Below are 18,224 nucleotides of genomic sequence, written 5' to 3'. Positions count from 1 at the left end.
TAAAATGGCGAAAAGTAAGAAGACAAAAATACATAAAAAGATTAATGGTCAGCTTTTACAGATGAACAAGAAGTTTAGTAATCTCAAGATGAAACAGAAGGATAAGATTACAGGCTGGGTGTATGAGGAATACAAAAAGTATGTAACAGAACATGATAAAGCACCTGATTTACTGGCAGATGAACAGATTGTTGAAGCTGTACTTGATAAGATAAATGAGGCACAAATCTGGATACCAGATGGAGAGATATACGATTATTATCGAAGAAAGAAACCACAACTTCAAAAGAGGCTGGATAATGAAAAGGTGATTAAGTTTAAATCCTATGTCAGCTTTTATAAGAGTATTGTTGATCAGGACAGGGCATCCGTTGTTATATGCAATCTTAAGCATGAGATTATTTACATGAATCCGGCAGCTGTTATCAGCTATGCGAAGCGAGGTGGCGATAAACTTATTGGAAGAAGCCTGTTGGATTGCCATAATCCGGAATCAAGAGATAAAATACAGCAGGTAGTGGACTGGTTTGCAGCAGATGAAAGCCATAATATCGTTTATACTTTTCACAATGAGAAACAGAATAAAGATGTTTATATGGTGGCACTCAGAGATGAGGGTAAGCTGATAGGATATTATGAGAAGCATGAATATCGAAATTCAGAAACCATGAAACCATACGATTTGTGGTGATGATATGACTAAGGATGAATGGTACAGGCAGTTATTTGAGCGACTGGATAATACAAAGTTCCGAAGCAGTTTTCATTTGAAGCAGAAAGATATTGACTACATAAATGAAAAAGGACTGGATACAATTAGACAACATGCAAAGGATTTTATTGCAAAGAGAGAAGCTCCGGCATACATTGCAAATGATGGCAAGCAGATACCTATGCGTGGTCATCCAGTATTTATTGCTCAGCACGCAACAGCAACATGCTGCAGGGAGTGCATCCGAAAGTGGCATAAAATGCAACCAGGCAAGGAACTAAGTCAGGTGCAGCAGGATTATCTTGTAGATGTAATTATGACATGGATTCAAAAAGAAATGGAGAGGCAGGAACAAAAATCATGAGTTTGTAAAATGTATTGATCATTGTTGATAACATTGAAGAATCAATTGATTTTTATGAAGAACTGTTTGGACTGCATGTGATTACAGGCTGGAAGGTAATGTAATAATGTCTGAGGGGCTTGTATTGCAGGATTATGGTGTCGCTACGATGGCTCTGGGTAAAGGAGCATATGCTATACACCAATCCGGTAAGTGATACACGAATGAGAATATTGACCAGATGCTTATGGAGCGTCATCTTAATAAGAAGGCAAGACGTAGCTCTCATAAGAATCATATGAAGGAACCGAGAAAGCGTACAGAAGAAGATGATGTATGCTTTGCACAGTCCTTTGAAAAACTTATACTGATGGCAAAGTTAAAAGAAGGTGCTCATAGTGGGACTATTTAAGAAAAAGACAGTTACAAAGACATATGATAAAGAAAATAAGAAACCAGTAATCAAAGCGAGCATATGTAATGGCGAGCAGGTAGCTGGTTTTAAGGACATTCATACAGGTAAGATAGAAGAGGTTATGCTGATTAAAAACCAGGCAGACCTTGATGCATTCAAGAAAATGTATGAAATAGATGGTGAGATAGAAAAGGAATATTAAATAATGTATTTGATTAAGACGATAAAAGGTGACATAACAAAAGTAACAGATGTGCAGGCAATCGTGAATGCAGCAAACAACTCCCTTCTTGGCGGAGGCGGTGTAGATGGTGCGATTCACAGAGCAGCAGAACCGGAACTTCTTGCTAACTGCTATTTTAATTCTATGAAACTGGCAATGGATAATGTAATCAGGTCTATTGCATTTCCTTCTATATCAACGGGCGTATATAGTTTTCCGGAAGCATCACTGCTGTTACCATTGTGTAATGAACTGTTTACTCCAACATTTGTGCAATATACTATGGGAATGCATATTGTGAGTACAAGATATTTAAAATGTCCTCACTGTAAGACAAGAACCTGGTGCAAGAAAGTTATGACCAAAGAGTGATAATCAAATCATATAGATAGAGTATGGCAACAGCAAGTTGCTTTTCAGAACATGAATTTGTCTATATGATATGGTTATGGAGGTGACGACTATGGAAACAAAAAATATTATTTTAAAACTTCGTACTGAAAGAGGAATGTCACAAGACGAGCTGGCAGATAAAATCATGGTTACAAGGCAGGCAGTATCACGTTGGGAAAATGGAGATACAGTTCCAAATACTGATACACTTAAGCTCTTATCTAAAGAATTTGATGTCTCAATCAATACGCTTTTGGGAGAACCCAGAAAGCTGATTTGCCAGTGCTGCGGAATGCCAATTGATGATGATTCCATATTGGGACGTGATAAAGATGGCACATTAAATGAGGAGTATTGTAAATGGTGCTATGCAGATGGAACATACACATATAATGATATGGATGAATTGATTGATGTGTGTGTAAAGAATATGGTAAATGAAAACTTTACCGAAGAACAGGCACGCTCTTATTTGAAAGAAATGCTTCCAAAGTTAGATTACTGGAAAAGGTATGATGAACTTAGTGACAATGGGCAGTTTGAAGAGTTTAAAAAGCAATTGATAGAAGAAATAAATGATCTGCATATAGATGGACTCCCAAGGGTAGACAAACTCAATGCGCTTGTGGGGAAATATGTGAATCTGGAATATACACTGCCAAATGGACAAAAAGTGAAATTCCTTGATGATCAAAAAACTTATCTTGGAAACCAATTGGAATCAGAATTGGGAGAAAACCGGTGTTTTGGAATTCTGGCAAATATGGATTTTATCATGGTATGTACCTATGAGAAAGATGGGGAAAATCCAGAGCTGTTGATTTATAAAAAAAGATAATATAAGCAAAAAAAGTCTTGACAAATAAACGACCGTTTACTATTATTAAAATGTAAACGGTCGTTTATTTTTTAAACTTGGAGGTTATAAGCGTGGGTAATAGAAAAGAAGAGATATTGATTGTGGCACTGCATCTGTTCGCCAGAGATGGTTACGAGGCTGTTTCCGTTAGCCAGATAGCAGGAGAACTTGATATGACAAAAGGGGCATTGTACCGTCATTACAAAAGCAAAAGAGATATTTTTGACTGTATTGTGCAGCGTATGGAGCAGCAGGATGGCGAACAGGCAGCAGAATATGATATGCCGGAAGAGAATAAAGAGAAAATGCCTGAAAAGTATGAGACAGTATCACTGGATGGTTTTGTGGAATACAGCAAGTCTATGTTTGAATACTGGACAGAGGATGATTTTGCATCATCGTTTCGGAAAATGCTGACAATAGAGCAGTTTCGCAGTGAAGAGATGCAGAATTTATATCAGCAATATCTGGTATCTGGACCGGCAGAATACGTGAAGGATCTGTTCAAAAATATGGAAATAAAAAATCTGGAAGAGAATGCAGTTAAATTTTATGCAAATATGTTTTTCTATTATAGCATGTATGATGGAGCAGCAGATAAGGCGAAAGCAAAAAGTCAGTTTGAACATATGTTGGATAAAATTGTAGAAGAAATGAAACAGTAATTGTATTTTGGGTAAAGGAATGTGAAATGGGATTAGAACAATGGGGAGCAAGTGAGCAATATTATAAAATTGCTTCAGTGCATCCGGAATATGAACTTGGAAGAGTGATATCACAGGAAAAGGATTTATTTCGTGTGGTCATGGATAAGGAAGAGTGCCTGGCAAGAGTTTCGGGAAAATTCAGATATAATGTTTCTGCAATTTCAGAATTTCCATCTGTAGGAGATTTTGTTCTTGTAGAATATTCTTTTAAAGGTGATGTGGCGGTTATTCACAAAGTGTTGCCGAGAAAAAGCGTTTTTATTCGGAAAGCTGCTGGGAAAAATTGTATGGAGCAGGTAGTAGCTGCTAATATAGATACCGTATTTTTGTGCATGGCATTAAACAGAGACTTTAATATAAGAAGATTAGAGCGTTATCTGTCCATAGCATGGGACAGTGGAGCTGTTCCGGTCATAGTTCTGACAAAAGTAGATCTGTGTGATGATTTACAGGAAAAGATATTTGAGATTGAAAAAGTAGCGGTTGGCGTTCCGGTAATGGAAACTTCTGGATTAACAGGAGATGGTTTACACCAAATAAAGCCATATCTGCAGGAAACAAAAACAGTTGCGTTCATTGGTTCTTCGGGTGTAGGAAAATCAACATTAATCAATAGATTGCTGGGTGAAGAATGTTTGAAAACCAATACACTTAGAAAGGATGACAAAGGAAGGCACGCAACTACGCATAGAGAATTGTTCTTGATTCCAGATAAGGGAATGGTTATTGATACACCGGGGATGCGAGAACTTGGAATGTGGAATGCAGGAGAAGGAATTGAACATACTTTTTCTGATATTGAGAAATTGGCAGAAAAATGTCGTTTCCATAATTGCACACATACATCTGAACCAGGATGTGCAGTACGAGCTGCAATGGAAGATGGGATAATTGATGAGGAACGTCTGAAATCCTATAAAAAGTTAAAGGCAGAGAATTCATATATGGAAGATGCTGGAAACTATATGCTTGCTAAGAAAAAGAAGTTTAAAGAAATTGCAAAGTATAACAAAAACAATTTAAAGAAGTAATATAAGAGCCAGACGCTTAAGACGCAGAGAAGAAACAAAATGTTTTTGCCTACGTCTTTTTGTCTCTGTTGCTAGATTGGAGGTTGGAAGATAAGGTTATGAATAAGTATTTGGATTATTGGGGACTGATTTTTGTTATTGTAATTCTGGTTCCCAATATTGTGTTTGCAATGACATGTAAAGATGGATTTGAAAATCGTTATCATAGCAAAGTGGTTGAGATTCTTGAGCAGATTGGTAGATTTGGATGTTTTTTTAATATGTTTCTTACAATTCCTTTTATGTGTAAAGGGTATTGGTTTAAACATGGAGAAACGATTTATCTGATTTTAGGAGTGCTACTTGTAGCACTATATTGTCTTGGCTGGATAATATTTTGGAAAGAGGATTCTATACGAAAGTCTTTATATTTATCAATTGTACCCTCTCTGCTATTTATCGGAAGTGGTATTATAAGCGGAAACATTTTATTATTGATATTTGCAGCTATATTTGCACCGTGTCATATTCTAATTAGTTATATGAATGCATTTTTAAAATAAAGTAGAATTAAATATTGACAAGTTACCTATCGATTACTATAATAATGGTAACCAATAGGTAACTGATTGAGGCGTGGAGGATTAGAAGATGAAGTGTTCAAAATGTGGTAAAGAAATGAGAAAAGGATATTTATTCAGCAGTAAGGATGGAGCCTTTAGCTTCGCAAATGAAGTACCGGGAGTTTTTGAAAATGCAAAAAAAGCAGAGGGTTTTGTAGAGATAACAAAACTGAAACCAAGTCACAGGACAAGAGTGGAAGCAAACTGCTGTGAAGAATGCAGAATGATAGTGATTAATTACTAATAGTAACAGACGCCAGACGCAAAGACGCAGTGCAAAAATGTTTTCTTGCCTGCGTCTTTTGGGATTATACAGGAAAGTGAGGAATGACAGATAGTGAGTAATATTGTTGTTTTAGCAGGGAGCATGCGAAAAGGAGGCAACACAGATCAGCTTGTACAGGCATTTGCAGATGGAGCAGGGAAAAATAACACTGTTGAAATAATTTCAGTAGCAGATTATAAAGTGAATCCCTGTATAGGATGTAACACGTGTTTTGACAGAGAAGGGAATGAGTGCTTTCAAAAAGATGATATGACGAAAGTATATGAAAAACTGAAAGTGGCAGATGTGCTTGTTATAGCTTCTCCTGTATATTTTTATGGTGTGAGTGCACAGTTAAAAGCACTTATTGACAGACTACATACACCTATGCGTAATGAGTTTAAGCTTAAAAAGCTTGCACTGATATTAGTTGGTGCAGCAACATTACCGGAGTTGTTTGATGCAATTAAAGTGCAGTATCGGCTTGTATTAAATTATTTCAAACTTGAAGATGCAGGAACAGTATTTGTGAGAGGTGCAAAAGATAAGGGCGATGTGAAAAATACAGATGGATTAGAAGAGGCATATCAATTAGGAACTACTATTTTATGATGAAAGATTTATGGAGGAATAGCTTATGGAGGACCATTATAAGATTATAGATGAAAAGACATGGGAAAGAGCCATGCATTGTATGGTTTTTAGAAACAGTATAGAACCACAATTACAGACCGATTTTGATTGAGGGGATACTTGAGTCATCTTATCCATCATCTACGACGCTGCTTGTACTAAGTGTCATGCGACATTGATATTCCAGGTAAATCGCAGAAGTACAAATCCGGTTTTAAGAGAAATAGTATGTGTGCTGACAGTTATATTTTCAGCATTTATGGTAATTGGAAGGCTGGTTGCTGGAGCCATTGATTTACTTTATTTTCTGTTGATTGTTTTGCTCCTGTATACCAAAATCAATAGAACATTATATTTCATCCGTAAACTTGTTTTCGTATACAGAAACAACGGCGTTCAATTGGATGGGTTATTGGGGATTATTTCTCTTATTAATAGTAATTGGACTAATCGAGATTATAGTTACACAGTTAAAGATTACAAAAGTATGCAAAATGATAATGACATTCTCTATGCTGTTAAGCGTAGCAACGGTACTGGCATTTCTGTTCTTTGTGTTAAAAGTAATTTTATACATGAGAGGAAGATAGAGAGGTAAGACTTATATTTATTCAGCGAAGTATACATCAAAATTGTTTGAAAATATATCTGAGAATATATTGATTCAGGATGGTGTTTATGGCTGGGTAAGAAATCCAGTATATAGTGCAGCATTTTTTATAAGTATGGGAGCTGTCTGCATGACAAACAGACTTCTTCTTTTGGTTGTTGTAGGTATGATTTGCTGGAGTTATATGTCGCTATTATTGGTAGTCACTGAGGAAAAATGGCTAAGAGAGTTGTATGGAAAGCAATATGAGGCTTATTTCCACAGTGTAAATAGATGTATTCCGTGGTTCAGTAAAAAATAATTTATCAAATTTTTTGCAACTCTCTTGACAGGTTACCTTTCGGTTACTATAATATAAGTAACCGAAAGGTAACTAAGATGATGATAACAAAACATATATTTTAAATGTCAGGAGGATGCAAGTGGAAAATAGAGACAAAAATACAAAAGAAAGAATATTGGAGGAAGCCTTAAAACTCTTTTCACAAAGTGGATATATGGGAACATCCATGAATGATATTGCCTCTAAACTTGGAGTAACCAAGGCTGCCTTGTATAAGCATTATAAGAGTAAGCAGGAAATATTGGACAGTATTATTGATAAAATGAATGAATTGGATATGGAGAGAGTAAAGCAGTATGAAATGCCAGAAGGTGAAATGACAAAAGTAATAGCCGAATATAAAGAAACAGCATTTGATAAGATTAAGGAGTTCACAAAGGTGCAGTTTCTTCATTGGACAGAAGAAGAGTTTTCCTGCTGTTTCCGTAAGATGCTGACATTGGAACAGTATAGAGAGCCACAGATGGCGCAGTTATATCAGAATTACCTTGCGAGTGGACCGTTATCTTATATTGAAGCTTTGTTTTCAGGAATGTTGGAAGATGCAGGGAAAGCCAGACAGGTGGCACTTGACTTTTATGGACCCATTTTTTTGCTTTACAGCATATATGATGGAACGAATGACAAGAGCCAGGTGATAAAGCTTCTTGAAGAGCATATGGACCACTTCTCACGGGAAATGCAGATCAACTGAAAGGGTGAGTGATTTGAATGAAATATCAGAGCATCAGGAATGGATTCTTTGTCCGAAATGTGGAAGTAAAACAAGATTAAAATTAAGGAAAGACACAGTGCTTACAAATTTCCCTTTGTTTTGTCCAAAATGCAAAGAGGAAAGCCTGATTAGTGCAGAAAAATTTATAGTTAAGGAAGCCAGACGCTAAGACGCAGTGCAGATTGTTATATAACAATTTTGCACTGCGTTGTCTATATTATGGAGGTAAGAGCAGAATGAAAGCAGTTTTATATACATCAAACACTGGGAGTACAGCAGAATATGCAAAAATATTAGGTAAGGAATTGAATCTGCCAGTACTTAGTTTACAGCAGGCAAAAAATAAGGTATCTGCTGGCACCGAAATCATTTATCTTGGATGGATTATGGCAGGCGGAATTAAAGGGTATAAAGAGGCGGCGAAAAAGTATAAAGTGTGTGCAGTCTGTGGTGTTGGCATGGGACAGACCGGTATGCAGTTAAAAGAAGTCAGAGATAAAAATGCAATTCCGCAGAGGATTCCATTATTTACATTACAAGGAAATTTTGATGTGAAGAAACTTCATGGAGTGTATCGTTTTATGATGAATGTTATGGTCAAAACTGCAGGGAAGGGATTAGCAGGAAAAACAGACCGTACTCCGGAAGAGGATGATATGTTAGATATGATGGTAAACGGTGGTAAACGAGTGTCAGGGCAAAATTTGAAGTCAGTTATTGAGTGGTATAAAAGTTTTAATTAGCAGGAGGCAGAAGGATGAAACTTTATTTTGGAAATATGGTAACAACAGTCACTACACTGATGATTTTATCTTTAATAGGATTCATTGGATATTCAATAAGTAACAGAGGCAACATAAATTTCTGGGGTAGACGAAGTCTGTTTGTCCTGGTTTATGGTCTTGTTATATGCTGTTTTGCAGCTGCAAGAGACGGACTGGATAAAACGATTCAGTATACGATAGATGGAAGCTGTAATCCTGGTATATTTTCGCTTGTGAGCGTTCCAAATATTATTGGATGTGTTGGAGCAGCAATCATAATTATTGCAGCAATTGCAACACCAATAGCAAAATCACAGCATATGCGTGAGATATGGTTTTATGTAATATCCAGTGGAGTGATGTTAAAGGTTGCAGTTATGGAGATTGCAAGAATTATACAGTTGATTTAGGAAAGATGGGAGAAGAGGGATCAAGATTTGTATATGGAAGCAGAAAATGAAGGAAAAAATATAAATTGAAATTCAATATGCTTTTATGTTGGTGCATTGGTAAAGCGGCAAGAGAAGTAAAAGAGTTTTATATACTTCCGGTACAAGGAAAATTGTATCAGTATAATAAATTAGCGGTAAATACCATTGTTAGAAACAAAAATGGTGAGGTAAGTTCTTGTGATGTACCATTTAGTAAAAAACTATTAGATTTTAATAGGGATTATATGAGATTAACAAAACAGGTTGCAGACAGTTGTATGAATCATGATTTGCCTGAATACATGGTTATTGGCACATCGGCTATTGTTAATACAGAAATTGATGGTGCTGTAGGTATGAATAGTGGAATCTTTAATAATCCATTTATCATATGGGGAAGATATCGGAGTTATTTTGGACGGACTATGTTAAAAATATCATTTCAGTTTCATCATACGCAGATGGACGGTGCACATGCTGGAAAGTTTTTGGAATTGCTGCAGAAAAATATTGACAATATAGGGAGAAAGCAAAGAAAGGTGGAACAATAAGTTGGATGTATACGATTATGGTTATTGATGACGATGAGTCAATAGGAAATATGGAACAGGAAGTTTTGGAAAGCAAAGGATATTTGGTGCAACGTGCATTTTCTGGAACGGAAGCACTATTGCTATTGCAACAAAAAAGACCAGTTCTGATTTTGCTGGATCTGATGCTTCCGGGAATGTCTGGTGAGAAGTTGTTGCCACAGATACGAGGGATTCCAATAATCGTAGTAAGTGCAAAAACTGATGCAGATAGTAAAGTGAATTTGTTACTTGGAGGGGCGGTAGATTATTTAACTAAGCCTTTTGACACGAAAGAATTGCTGGCTCGTATTAATATCAGGTTACGTGAAAGCATGAGAACAACCGAATTTTCTATATACAACTATGGAGAGTTAAATATAGATGAGACATCAAGAAAAGTTTCATTAGAAGAAAAAACAGTGATCTTGACAAGAACGGAATTCGCAATTTTTAAATTATTGGTACAAAATCCGGGACAGGTAATCGCTAAATCTGTTTTATTAGACCGTATTAGTTTAGATACGCCAGATTGTACAGAAAATTCATTGAAGACACACATCAGTCATTTACGAGGAAAATTGCGAGAGATATCAGGAAAGGAATATGTGGAGTCAGCGGGATATAAGATTGTAGACTGACAACTTACAGTTTGTGGAATGGCAAAATCAGAATCTTAACTATTTCTCAACTGGTTTCTTAACTACTTCCTCAACCTTTGCCTGATAGACTAAAGCCATCAAGTAAAGGAGGATTGAATGATGCAATATGTACTTGAAACAAATGCTTTAACAAAGAAATACAAAAATTTTACGGCATTGAATGGTTTGACAATGCACATACCCAAAGGTTCTATATATGGATTTGTGGGAAGAAATGGAGCAGGAAAGACTACTATGATTCGATTGATTTGCGGTTTACAGGAGCCGGATAGTGGAAGTTACAGAATTTACGGCATAAAAAATACGGATCCGCAAATTGTAAAAAGCAGGAGACGAATGGGCGCAGTCGTGGAGACACCATCCATTTATCTGGATATGAATGCAAGAGATAATATCCGTCAGCAATATCAGATATTGGGCATTCCTTCTGAAAATGGAATAAATGAATTATTGCAGCTTGTTGGATTATCAGATACGGGAAATAAGAAGGCAAAGAACTTTTCACTTGGTATGCGTCAGAGACTTGAATTGCTATTGCACTTGCCGGGAATCCGGATTTTCTGGTATTGGACGAACCTGTGAATGGATTGGATCCGCAGGGTATCATCGAAATCAGAGAACTCATATTAAAACTGAATCAGCAGCAGGGGATCACCATTCTGATTTCCAGTCATATTTTAGATGAGCTTGCCAGACTTGCAACAAATTATGGATTCATTGATGGCGGACATCTGTTGAAAGAAATGAGTGCTGAGGAATTAGAAAAGCACTGCAGAAAATGTATTCGTGCAGAGGTAAGCAGTACAAAGACGTTAGCGTGTGTTTTGGATGCAATGAAGCTGGAATATCGTATTGTGGACGAACATACAGCGGATATATTTGTAGAATTATCAATTACAAAGCTGGTGGAAACTCTTGCAGGCAGTAACTGCGAAATATACAGTCTCAAAGATTGTGAAGAGAGCTTAGAGAGCTTTTATATGAATCTGGTTGGAGGTGGAAAACATGCGTAGACTATTAAGAGCCAATTTCTCAAGGCTACTGAAAAATAAATTGTTTTGGATTTTAACTGGCGCAGAACTATTTCTGGGAGCATTGTTTCCTATTCTTCACTATATGGATAACATTGATGAGAATAGTGGATGGACCATGGATTCAACTATATTTATATATGCACTTTTTGTTCCACTGATGGTATCTTTGCTTACAGCATTGTTTGTTGGAACTGATTACAGCGACGGTACAATGAGAAATAAACTGATTGCTGGTCATGTAAGAAGAAAAATTTATGTTGCAAATCTCGTCTCAAATGTGCAGGCATCCTTTACGCTGTGTGTTGCATTCATGTTGTCACATGTCTGTGTAGGGACTCCGCTTTTGGGATGGTTCGTGTCAGATGCACATATGCTTATGTTTTATGGATTAGTGACATTTACTATGACAGTAGCATGTACAGCAATATTTACTTTGATATCTATGTTGTGCAGTAATAAAGCGTATTCTGTGGCAGGGTGTATATTAGTGATTTTTATGCTGTTATTTGTCGGTGTCCGTATAACAGCAGCATTAAATGAACCAGAAACATATGATGCGTATTCTTATATGTCAGAAGGAGTTACGGTAGAGGAGGATGAAACACCGAATCCTAATTATGTATCAGGAACAAAAAGGCAGATTTATTTGTTCCTGAATGAATTTCTTCCAGGCGGGCAGATGCTCAGACTTTCCAGCATGAATGCGGAACATCTGGGAAGATATGCTATTTACGATAGTATTATTTTTATACTCACAACTAGTTTTGGGATTCTTGTTTTTACGAGGAAGGATTTGAAATAATGTGGAGCCTGTTATGTCTTGTGTTGGGAATTGTTATATTGATTTTGCTTGGAATCTTACTGTCTTTTCTGAATTTCCTGCAGGAAATAACAGAAGGATTGGACGAGAAACTTCACACGGATACAAACACGCTGATTTCAGTTTCTTCTGGAAATCGAAAAATACGTTTATTTGCTGAACAGATAAACAGACAGTTGTGGGATCTGCGGAGAGAACAATTAAATCTCAATCATGGTAATCAGGAATTAAAAGTAGCAGTTACTAATATCTCTCACGATCTGCGGACACCGCTTACTGCAATCTGTGGATATCTTGACTTGTTGGAACAAGAAGAATCAGGTGATAATGTGAAGAAGTATCTTGATGTGATAAGGGAGCGTACAGATTCAATGCGTTCCCTTACGGAAGAACTATTCAGTTGTTCGTTACTTGCAATACAAGATGAAAAACTCCATATAGAACAGATTTGCATAAATGATATTTTGGAACAGAGTATTGCCGGTTTTTATGGAGTGCTTGTTAATAAAAGAATACTTCCGGATATTCAGATGTCTGAAATTCGTGTAATGAGACAACTGGATAAAGAGGCTGTCAGACGCATTTTTGACAATATATTAACCCAAACTACAAATATGCTAATGAAATCATTCAGGTAGGAGCTGTTCTGCTGGATGAGAATTATAAATCTATTGGAACAATCAGCCAGTATGTTCATCCGAAGTTTGGGGTTATAGATTATTTTATCACTTCTAATCTCACAGGAATTAACAACAGGAATGTGAAGAATGCACCGTTGATTGGGAAAGTATTAAAGGATATGATTACATGGCTAAGTGACAGGGAATACAAAGTAATCGCCTGGAGCAAAAATGATTTGTCTCAGTTGGAACATGAAATTAAAAGCAAGAATATCGACGACCCTGAAATTGCAGAATTTATGAATCCTGCCCGTTGGATTGATTATCAGAATATTTTTGCCAAACGATATGAGTTTTCAAGACCGGTTGGCCTTGAAGAAGCTTTAATGCTCTGTGATTTAAATCCCGATGGAAGATTCCATGATGGCCTGTGTGACGCTTTAAATACGGCAAAACTGATAAAAAAACTGGAACTTAATCCAGAATTTCAGATTCAGAGTTATGAAAAAGAAAAAATGATATCTGCAGAACCTTTGAGTTTTAATCTTGGAGACTACATAAAAAGTTTTGGAAATTCAAACAATTTATCACAAATAACCAATGATGCAGTATAATGAAGATAATATTTTTTGATTCTATAGTTATTTTGACAGGGGGAAGGATTGTTTATGGCATCATTGGATCAGAAACTCCGTACTCTTTACCTAATGGACATTATGTTGGAGCGTACAGATGATAATCATATGTTAAATGCATCTCAACTCTGCAGTATCCTTGAGCAGGAGCATAGTATCACCACAGATCGCAGAACCATCTATACAGAAATGGAGATTCTGAAAAAGTATGGTCTGGATATTCAGCAGAAAAAGGGAAAGAATCCAGGTTATTACAACGTAGATTATATTCATACAGCGATTCATGATAATAAGGAAATTGCCTTCCAGTATGCAGAATGGACCATGAAAAAAGAATTTCATTTGAAGAAGGATGGTGCTTTTTACCTGGTCAGTCCGTGGGCACTTACCTGGGATGACGAGAATTATTATCTGGTGGCTTATGATGATGTTGCTGGTAAGATCAAGCATTATCGTGTGGACAAGATGAAGCATATGAAGGTTCTTGAAACAGATCGCAAGGGAGAAGTTTCTTTTCGGAACTTTGATCTGGCAGCTTTTTCCAAGAAAACCTTTGGTATGTACGGTGGTCATGATGTATGGCTTATTCCGATGGATGAAAATCATTTTCGGACACATGTTACTGTATCTGTTAGTCCACAGTTTTTTTGGCTGGGTAACCGGTATTGGAAGGAATATGAGAATCGAAGGTCCGGAGCATGTAAAACAGAAATACAAAGAGTACCTGCAAGGTGTTCTGGAAAATTATTAAATGTAAATAAAGTGCAGATTGCAGCACGACTTTTGATTTACAAAAAGAATGTATAATCATATATGCTTTACAGCAGGGGACCGTATTCAAAAAGTAGCTGAAAATCAGATATTGGAAAAGTTAATCGCAGTTTAATTAGAGGAAACGATATGGAAGAACAACAAGAGATGAAACAATTACTACAGGATTCAGTATTTCAGAATTTTTATAAAATCAGTCAGATTCCACGAGGAAGTTATCATGAAGAACAAATCAGTGATTATATGGTTCAGTGGGCAAAAGAACGCGGATTGTTTGTGATACAGGATTCACTAAAAAATGTCTATATCAGGAAAGAGGCATCAAAGGGATATGAACAGAAAAAAGGGGTTATTTTGCAGGCTCACATGGACATGGTATGTGAAAAAATACCGGAATCAGTCCATGATTTTTTGAAAGATCCGATTCCGTGGGTTTTGGAGGGAGATATTCTAAGTACTGGTGGAGAGACAACACTGGGTGCAGATAATGGAATAGGAATGGCACTTGCCATGTCAGTTTTAGAAGAAACATCCTGGAAACATCCGATGATAGAAGTGGTATTTACAGTGGCAGAAGAGGAAACAATGGAAGGGGCAGAAAAATTTGATGCGTCATTGCTTCAATCTTCTTTTTTTATTAATCTGGATCATGCAGTTGGAACGGAGATTGTCTGTGGAAGCTGTGGAGGAGAAGCAGTTGAAGTAAATCTGAATGCCTGCTGGAATGATATTTCTTCTGACCAGATAGTTTATTGTCTGGAAATCGGAGGACTGAAAGGCGGTCATTCCGGAGAAGATATTCACAGAGGAAACGGGAATGCCAATAGAATACTGGCAAGAATTCTGATGGAACTGGAAAAGCAGATGGAAATTCAGTTATGTAGTTTAAAAGGCGGGAATTTTCGTTTGGCGATTTCAAGAGAAGCCAGATGTGACTGTGTTATTCCTAAAAATAAGGAAGCTCAGGCAAAGAAGATTATTCAGGAAATATTGAAAAATTTAAAACAGGAGTATCAGAGTGCAGGAAAAGATTTATATATCCGTTTTGAACCGTGTAAAAAACATTTTGATAAAGCCTGCAGTATGGATTGTTTTCTTTCATTGATTTTATTTTCACCAGATGGCATTTGGGAAATGAATGCAGATATTACAGGTGCAGTCAATAGTTCAGATAATCTGGGGGAAATGTATTTAAGTCAGGATGGATATCGTGTGGTATATGAGATACGTTCAGCCTATGATTCTGTCAGGGACCATATTGCAGATATAATTATAAGACTTGGGAAAATGCTTGGTGGAAGTATCAAAATTCATTCTTCATACCCGGGATGGGCTTATCATGCGGATTCACTTCTTCGGAATACAGCATTACAGGTATTTGAGGAGACTTATAGTATGACACCGAAAGTCCATAGTGTACATGCAGGTTTGGAATGTGGCTGTTTTTTCATGGGAAAACCGGATCTGGATGTCATTTCCATAGGGCCTGACTGCTGGAATCTTCATTCTCCAGAAGAAAGGTTAAGTGTTTCTTCGACTAAGAGATTGTATCAGATATTGAAAAAGATCATTAAACAAATATCCGATCAGAAAATCTGATACATTATCAAGATAAAGTGCTAATGTAGTAAAATTATATTTGACAGACAAATCTGTTTCACCTATCATAAATTATAGTATGATTTGGGAGGTAGAAACTTGAAAAAGAAAAAAATACAGATAAAAGCTTTAAATCCAATGGTGCTTTTGGCGATTATTATTGTCTTGTGTGCAATTGCCACTTATATTGTTCCTGCTGGTGAATATGAAAGAGTAATGGATGCAGCAACGAATCGAGAAGTTGTCGATCCAAATACATTCCATTATGTCAAACAGAATCCGGTTGGAATATTTGCTTTGTTTATGTCGGTTACATTAGGCCTGCAAAGAGCTGGTTATATTATATTCTTTTTGTTTATTATCGGCGGAATGTTTCAGATTATGGAGGCAACGGGAGCTATTCATAACGGGATGTCTCTGGTTGTAAAGAAGATGGCTGGAAAGGAACTTCTGATGATTCCGGTATGTATGATCATCTTTGGATGCGGATCCTGTTTTGCCGGAAATTTCGAAGAATTTTTAGCTTTTGTTCCTTTGGTATTATCAGTGTGTATTGCTATGGGATTTGATTCTCTGACAGCAATCGGAATTATTTTTTGTTCTGCAGCTTCAGGATATGCAGGAGCCATGACCAATGCATTTACAGTTGGTGTGGCCCAGGGAATTGCAGGATTACCAATGTTCTCAGGATTAGGCTTTCGTGCAGGTGTTTTTGTTGTATTAATGACAGTTAGTATTATTTTCGTAATGCTCTATGCAAGAAAGGTTAAAAAGAATCCAAAATCGAGTCTTGTATATGAATTTGATAAAGATAAAAAGCATGATTTAAAATTAGAGGATGATGTAAACTTAACAACAAGGCAGAAACTGGTGCTTCTGACATTGCTGGGTGTAATGATCGCAATGGTGATTGGAATTGTCAAATTTGGATTTTATATTGATGAGCTGGCAGCACTCTTTTTGATTGCAGGTTTGATTGCAGGCTTTGTTGGCGGTTTAAAGCCAGGTGAAATTGCAGATGAATTTCTAAAAGGCTGTGGGAATCTGCTGTTTGCAGGTGTGATGATCGGCTTATGTAATGCAGCTATTATTATCATGGAAGATGCCAATATTATGGACACGGTCATTCATGCCCTGGCAGGCCTGTTAAATGGGCTTCCGCCAAAATTAAGTGCCTGTGGGATGTTTGTAGTACAGGATTTATTTAATGTACTGGTGCCGTCAGGTTCCGGACAGGCGGCAATTACAATGCCTTTAATGGCTCCACTGGCGAATCTGATTGGAATTACCAGACAGACCGCTGTTCTGGCGTTTCAGATGGGAGATGCATTTACCAATGTTATGGCGCCAACCGGAGGAGAACTTCTTGCAGCCTGCGCAATGGCTAAAATTCCATGGGGAAAATGGGCAAAATGGCTGATACCATTGTTTATAATCTGGTGGATTGTTGCTTTTGCAGCATTAACACTGGCAGTACAAATAGGATACGGTCCATTTTAAGGTGATAAAAAGAATATTTAAATGAAAATAAGTCCGAAGGAAAAGCATATATATCCTTCGGACTTTCTATTGTTATTTTTCTACGTATTTAGTTTTTAATTCAGTTATTTTTTCTGTATACACATTGTTTTGTTTCTGCTGAATAAGATTATTCCTGATAGAATCTGCAACAGCTTCAAAAGCAGATAGCTGAGCATCATTTTTCTGTTCAACTTTAATTAAATGGTATCCAAACTGAGTTTTTACAGGTCCTACCACATGTCCAATTTCTGCAGCAAAAGCAGCATCTTCAAATTCCTTCACCATCTGACCTTTTCCAAAAGTACCAAGATCTCCTCCTTTTTGTCCGGAAGGACAGGTAGAGAATTTTTTGGCAGCATCTTCAAATGATATCACATTATTGACAATGTCCTTAAGGATTTCATTACATTTGTCTTCATCTTCAACAAGAATATGTTTTGCCTGAACAGATTCACCAGCCATAAACTGTTCTTTATTGTCTTCATAGTAGCGTTTCATTTCATCTTCTGAAACAGAAATATCTTTCATAGATTCTGCAATAGCCATCTGAGCAAGAATTTCTTTTTTTGTACGATCCATAGCTTTCTGGAAAGGCTCTGTTTCCTCAAGTTTCAGATCTTCTCCTAATTTTGCAAACAAATGAATAGTAATAAGCTGATCCAGACACTGTTGTCTAAACTGTTCATTTGCAGCATAAGCCTGCTGTTCTTTTGGAAGAGCACGAAGAAGAGAATCTAAATCTTCCTGAGTAATTGCTTCACCGGCAACCATTGCCAGTACATTCTGGTTATCCATGTTTTTGTTCTCCTTTAACATTGAATTCTAATAAACCATTATATTATATATTGTGAAGCGAGACGAGTCCAGTTCTTTGAAAAATATGAATATTCTGGTTAAAATACCAAAAACTTATTACGAAAATGTTACAAAAATATTTACAAATCGTA

Annotated in this window: 23 protein-coding genes and 3 pseudogenes; 25 read left to right on the top strand and 1 reads right to left on the bottom strand. The window is 36.7% G+C overall.

Annotated elements, in window-relative coordinates; translation table 11 throughout:
- The first annotated feature begins 4 nt into the window (after positions 1–4).
- From BHF70_RS06400 to BHF70_RS06275, 25 genes and pseudogenes are all read left to right on the top strand, one after another.
- Positions 5–691 carry a PAS domain-containing protein gene (locus BHF70_RS06400; RefSeq protein ID WP_075759478.1) on the top strand — a complete coding sequence of 229 codons (687 nt, stop codon included), beginning with the start codon at positions 5–7 and terminating at the stop codon, positions 689–691.
- A gap of 4 nt (positions 692–695) precedes the next feature.
- On the top strand, positions 696–1,076 hold the full coding sequence (locus tag BHF70_RS06395; RefSeq protein ID WP_075759477.1) for a DUF4186 domain-containing protein: 381 nt from the start codon (positions 696–698) through the stop codon (positions 1,074–1,076).
- 14 nt (positions 1,077–1,090) lie between these two features.
- A pseudogene (locus tag BHF70_RS13020) lies at positions 1,091–1,467 on the top strand (DUF188 domain-containing protein).
- Positions 1,454–1,672, top strand: a complete 219-nt coding sequence (locus BHF70_RS06385; protein WP_075759476.1) for an aspartate dehydrogenase — start codon at positions 1,454–1,456, stop codon at positions 1,670–1,672. Before BHF70_RS13020 ends, BHF70_RS06385 begins: the two are co-directional and overlap by 14 nt.
- A gap of 3 nt (positions 1,673–1,675) precedes the next feature.
- Positions 1,676–2,065 (top strand): macro domain-containing protein, encoded by a 390-nt coding sequence (locus tag BHF70_RS12650; RefSeq protein WP_075759475.1) that lies wholly within the window; start codon positions 1,676–1,678, stop codon positions 2,063–2,065.
- Between the two features lie 91 nt (positions 2,066–2,156).
- Positions 2,157–2,924 carry a zinc ribbon domain-containing protein gene (locus BHF70_RS06375; protein ID WP_075759474.1) on the top strand — a complete coding sequence of 256 codons (768 nt, stop codon included), beginning with the start codon at positions 2,157–2,159 and terminating at the stop codon, positions 2,922–2,924.
- 92 nt (positions 2,925–3,016) lie between these two features.
- Positions 3,017–3,610, top strand: a complete 594-nt coding sequence (locus tag BHF70_RS06370) for a TetR/AcrR family transcriptional regulator (RefSeq protein ID WP_075759473.1) — start codon at positions 3,017–3,019, stop codon at positions 3,608–3,610.
- A 26-nt stretch (positions 3,611–3,636) separates the two neighbouring features.
- Positions 3,637–4,683: a ribosome small subunit-dependent GTPase A gene (gene rsgA / locus BHF70_RS06365; protein WP_075759472.1), complete on the top strand. Its 1,047-nt coding sequence runs from the start codon at positions 3,637–3,639 to the stop codon at positions 4,681–4,683.
- Positions 4,684–4,781: 98 nt separating this feature from the next.
- Positions 4,782–5,225 carry a hypothetical protein gene (locus tag BHF70_RS06360; RefSeq protein WP_075759471.1) on the top strand — a complete coding sequence of 148 codons (444 nt, stop codon included), beginning with the start codon at positions 4,782–4,784 and terminating at the stop codon, positions 5,223–5,225.
- A gap of 88 nt (positions 5,226–5,313) precedes the next feature.
- Complete coding sequence (locus tag BHF70_RS06355) at positions 5,314–5,529, top strand: PF20097 family protein (protein ID WP_075759470.1); 216 nt, start codon at positions 5,314–5,316, stop codon at positions 5,527–5,529.
- Between the two features lie 93 nt (positions 5,530–5,622).
- Complete coding sequence (locus BHF70_RS06350; protein ID WP_075759469.1) at positions 5,623–6,162, top strand: flavodoxin family protein; 540 nt, start codon at positions 5,623–5,625, stop codon at positions 6,160–6,162.
- Positions 6,163–6,815: 653 nt separating this feature from the next.
- Entirely contained in the window at positions 6,816–7,094 is a 279-nt protein-coding gene (locus tag BHF70_RS06340) for a methyltransferase family protein (RefSeq protein ID WP_075759467.1), read from the top strand.
- 121 nt (positions 7,095–7,215) lie between these two features.
- Positions 7,216–7,830 (top strand): TetR/AcrR family transcriptional regulator, encoded by a 615-nt coding sequence (locus BHF70_RS06335; protein ID WP_075759466.1) that lies wholly within the window; start codon positions 7,216–7,218, stop codon positions 7,828–7,830.
- A 22-nt stretch (positions 7,831–7,852) separates the two neighbouring features.
- Positions 7,853–8,033: pseudogene (locus BHF70_RS06330) on the top strand (cysteine-rich KTR domain-containing protein); the annotation flags it as partial.
- 54 nt (positions 8,034–8,087) lie between these two features.
- Positions 8,088–8,594 (top strand): flavodoxin domain-containing protein, encoded by a 507-nt coding sequence (locus BHF70_RS06325; protein ID WP_075759464.1) that lies wholly within the window; start codon positions 8,088–8,090, stop codon positions 8,592–8,594.
- Positions 8,595–8,608: 14 nt separating this feature from the next.
- Positions 8,609–9,025 (top strand): hypothetical protein, encoded by a 417-nt coding sequence (locus tag BHF70_RS06320; protein WP_075759463.1) that lies wholly within the window; start codon positions 8,609–8,611, stop codon positions 9,023–9,025.
- A 65-nt stretch (positions 9,026–9,090) separates the two neighbouring features.
- Positions 9,091–9,597: a CatA-like O-acetyltransferase, family 2 gene (locus tag BHF70_RS06315; RefSeq protein ID WP_242946333.1), complete on the top strand. Its 507-nt coding sequence runs from the start codon at positions 9,091–9,093 to the stop codon at positions 9,595–9,597.
- A gap of 5 nt (positions 9,598–9,602) precedes the next feature.
- Positions 9,603–10,256, top strand: coding sequence for a response regulator transcription factor (locus BHF70_RS06310; protein WP_075759462.1), 654 nt, complete (start codon positions 9,603–9,605; stop codon positions 10,254–10,256).
- A gap of 120 nt (positions 10,257–10,376) precedes the next feature.
- Positions 10,377–11,290, top strand: a pseudogene (locus tag BHF70_RS13015) (ABC transporter ATP-binding protein).
- A complete protein-coding gene (locus BHF70_RS06300; RefSeq protein WP_083638339.1) occupies positions 11,283–12,113 on the top strand; it encodes an ABC transporter permease subunit in 831 nt (276 codons plus the stop codon). Before BHF70_RS13015 ends, BHF70_RS06300 begins: the two are co-directional and overlap by 8 nt.
- Positions 12,113–12,769 carry a sensor histidine kinase gene (locus tag BHF70_RS06295; protein ID WP_075759460.1) on the top strand — a complete coding sequence of 219 codons (657 nt, stop codon included), beginning with the start codon at positions 12,113–12,115 and terminating at the stop codon, positions 12,767–12,769. Before BHF70_RS06300 ends, BHF70_RS06295 begins: the two co-directional genes overlap by 1 nt.
- Positions 12,727–13,365: a 3'-5' exonuclease gene (locus tag BHF70_RS06290; protein ID WP_075759459.1), complete on the top strand. Its 639-nt coding sequence runs from the start codon at positions 12,727–12,729 to the stop codon at positions 13,363–13,365. The genes BHF70_RS06295 and BHF70_RS06290 overlap by 43 nt, the downstream gene beginning before the upstream one ends.
- A gap of 54 nt (positions 13,366–13,419) precedes the next feature.
- Positions 13,420–14,193, top strand: coding sequence for a WYL domain-containing protein (locus BHF70_RS06285; protein WP_242946331.1), 774 nt, complete (start codon positions 13,420–13,422; stop codon positions 14,191–14,193).
- Between the two features lie 93 nt (positions 14,194–14,286).
- The gene (gene pepD, locus BHF70_RS06280) at positions 14,287–15,756 is read left to right on the top strand and encodes a beta-Ala-His dipeptidase (RefSeq protein ID WP_075759458.1); all 1,470 of its coding nucleotides are present in this window, start codon (positions 14,287–14,289) and stop codon (positions 15,754–15,756) included.
- 99 nt (positions 15,757–15,855) lie between these two features.
- Complete coding sequence (locus BHF70_RS06275; protein WP_242946330.1) at positions 15,856–17,256, top strand: YfcC family protein; 1,401 nt, start codon at positions 15,856–15,858, stop codon at positions 17,254–17,256.
- 72 nt (positions 17,257–17,328) lie between these two features.
- On the opposite strand, the gene BHF70_RS06270 is transcribed toward BHF70_RS06275, so the two are convergent.
- The gene (locus tag BHF70_RS06270) at positions 17,329–18,072 is read right to left on the bottom strand and encodes a peptidylprolyl isomerase (RefSeq protein ID WP_075759456.1); all 744 of its coding nucleotides are present in this window, start codon (positions 18,070–18,072) and stop codon (positions 17,329–17,331) included.
- Positions 18,073–18,224: the final 152 nt, after the last annotated feature.

This window comes from Anaerostipes sp. 494a, from assembly GCF_001940315.1.
Classification (GTDB): domain Bacteria; phylum Bacillota; class Clostridia; order Lachnospirales; family Lachnospiraceae; genus Anaerostipes; species Anaerostipes faecalis.
Note: the sequence above shows the minus strand (reverse complement) of the source record. Positions and strands in the feature narration are given on the sequence as shown.

Coding starts and splice junctions, on each gene's coding strand:
- BHF70_RS06400 (WP_075759478.1), top strand. CDS start 5: ATGGCGAAAAGTAAGAAGACAAAAATACATAAAAAGATTAATGGTCAG.
- BHF70_RS06395 (WP_075759477.1), top strand. CDS start 696: ATGACTAAGGATGAATGGTACAGGCAGTTATTTGAGCGACTGGATAAT.
- BHF70_RS12650 (WP_075759475.1), top strand. CDS start 1,676: ATGTATTTGATTAAGACGATAAAAGGTGACATAACAAAAGTAACAGAT.
- BHF70_RS06375 (WP_075759474.1), top strand. CDS start 2,157: ATGGAAACAAAAAATATTATTTTAAAACTTCGTACTGAAAGAGGAATG.
- rsgA (WP_075759472.1), top strand. CDS start 3,637: ATGGGATTAGAACAATGGGGAGCAAGTGAGCAATATTATAAAATTGCT.
- BHF70_RS06360 (WP_075759471.1), top strand. CDS start 4,782: ATGAATAAGTATTTGGATTATTGGGGACTGATTTTTGTTATTGTAATT.
- BHF70_RS06355 (WP_075759470.1), top strand. CDS start 5,314: ATGAAGTGTTCAAAATGTGGTAAAGAAATGAGAAAAGGATATTTATTC.
- BHF70_RS06325 (WP_075759464.1), top strand. CDS start 8,088: ATGAAAGCAGTTTTATATACATCAAACACTGGGAGTACAGCAGAATAT.
- BHF70_RS06320 (WP_075759463.1), top strand. CDS start 8,609: ATGAAACTTTATTTTGGAAATATGGTAACAACAGTCACTACACTGATG.
- BHF70_RS06310 (WP_075759462.1), top strand. CDS start 9,603: ATGTATACGATTATGGTTATTGATGACGATGAGTCAATAGGAAATATG.
- BHF70_RS06300 (WP_083638339.1), top strand. CDS start 11,283: ATGCGTAGACTATTAAGAGCCAATTTCTCAAGGCTACTGAAAAATAAA.
- BHF70_RS06295 (WP_075759460.1), top strand. CDS start 12,113: ATGTGGAGCCTGTTATGTCTTGTGTTGGGAATTGTTATATTGATTTTG.
- BHF70_RS06285 (WP_242946331.1), top strand. CDS start 13,420: ATGGCATCATTGGATCAGAAACTCCGTACTCTTTACCTAATGGACATT.
- pepD (WP_075759458.1), top strand. CDS start 14,287: ATGGAAGAACAACAAGAGATGAAACAATTACTACAGGATTCAGTATTT.
- BHF70_RS06270 (WP_075759456.1), bottom strand. CDS start 18,072: ATGGATAACCAGAATGTACTGGCAATGGTTGCCGGTGAAGCAATTACT.